The organism is Streptomyces sp. NPDC005408, assembly GCF_040606445.1.
GTDB lineage: Bacteria > Actinomycetota > Actinomycetes > Streptomycetales > Streptomycetaceae > Streptomyces.
The window spans coordinates 1-1,627 of sequence record NZ_JBEXEX010000132.1; the positions used below are offsets into that span (position 1 = coordinate 1).

The 1,627-nt window shown below is 76.6% G+C and carries 2 protein-coding genes; both read right to left on the reverse strand.

Annotation, left to right across the window (positions count from 1 at the left end):
• Positions 1–371: TIM barrel protein (locus ABZS64_RS39260; RefSeq protein ID WP_355840000.1), on the reverse strand; the 371-nt coding region annotated here is incomplete at its 3' end.
• A partial coding sequence (locus ABZS64_RS39265) for a UbiA family prenyltransferase (protein ID WP_355840002.1) occupies positions 368–1,627 on the reverse strand: 1,260 nt, incomplete at its 5' end. The genes ABZS64_RS39260 and ABZS64_RS39265, both read right to left, overlap by 4 nt.

Here is a 1,627-nt window from a genome sequence, read left to right on the forward strand (position 1 = left end):
GGGGTGATGCCGCTGAAGCAGTGCACGGCGTGGGCGCCGAGGTCGGCGGCGACCTGCACGGCGGTGGTCAGCAGCGCGGTGCGGTCGGCGCGGGCGTCGGGGTCCGGGTCCAGGAGGGAGGGGCCGTGCTTGCGGCGCGGGTCGAGGACGTAGCGGGCGCCGGTCTCGACGGTGACGCCGAGTCCCAACTCGCTGAGCTTCTGGGCCACTTGGCGGGTGCGGGTGGCCAGGCCGGGGGCGAGTGGGTCGAGGTGCATGTGGTCGAGGGTCAGTCCGACACCGTCGTAACCGAGGTCGGCGAGGAGGGCGAGGGCGTCGTCGAGACGGAGGTCGGTGAGGCCGTTGGTGCCGTAGCCGAAGCGGAGGCTCATGTGACGCTGACCTTCCGTGCCAGGGTGCGGGCCAGCGGGGCCAGAGCCGCCGTGGCCAGCGCGCCGGCGCTGCCGCCGGCGCGGGCGGCGAGGGTCGCCTGGAGCGGGATCATGGCGCGGATGCCGCCGCCGACGGCCCGTTGGGTGAGGGGCGGGGAGGGGTTGAGGGCGGCGTGGAGGAGGGGCTTGGCGGCGGTACGGATGTAGGCGACGGCCAGCGCGGTGGTGGCGAGGCGAGCCGGGGTAAGGGCGAAGGCCGGTGCGGGCGGTCGGGGTGACTGTGTGGGGGTTTCCCCGATCCCGCCCCTTCCCGAAGCTGGAGGCAAGCCCCCAGACCCCCGGGACGTGAAGGGCGTCACGGGCAGGCCCCGCCGCCCGGCGCGCACGCTTCGCGGCGCGGGAACGCCACCGCCGCCCGAGGCCCTGGACGCGACGGCACCCAGCCCGATCGTCGCCGCAAGCGCGGCGAGGGGCACAGCAGTTGAGCCGCCTTGCGCCTCGCGCCGCGAGACAGCAGTCACCGCGTACGTGTGCGCCGCAAGCACGCCCGCGGAGGGCAGCGCGGCGAAGACCCCCGAGGGGCCACGGTCCGCGACCCTGGCTATCCCAAGGCCTGCCCGCCCGGCCCCGCGCCCGGCCGAGCCGACACCCACGGCGCCCGCGCCCCGCCAGCTTCCGACCCTGGCGAGCCCAAGCCCTGCCCGCCCCGCCACGCGGTCGCCCGAGCCGACACCCACGAGCCCAAGGCCTGCCCGCCCGGCCCCGCGCCCGGCCGAGCCGACACCCACGGCGCCCGCGCCCCGCCAGTCTCCGACCCTGGCGAGCCCAAGCCCTGCCCGCCCCGCCACGCGGTCGCCCGAGCCGACACCCACGAAGCAACCGCCCGCTCGCCCGGTGCCATGATCGGCCGAGCCGACCCCCGCGGCCCGCCGGGCAGGCGCCGAACCCGTCGCCACCGCGCCCAGCACCAGATCCAGGCCCCGCGCCGCCGCCATCGCAGCCGGGCCGCCCGCCGTCTGCTTGAAGTAGAGGTCGTACGACCAAACCGCCCCGGACAGAGCCGTCGCCACCACCAGCGCCGGACGGCCCGCCAGGGCCGCGAGCCCGAGGCCCATCGCCGTCAGGGCGCCGGCCGCAGCAAACGCCCCGGACGCACTGACGCGACCCGACGGAATCGGACGATGCGGCCGCTCCACCGCATCCACCTCACGATCCGCCCAGTCATTCAGCGCCATCCCCGCCTCGTACAAACACAA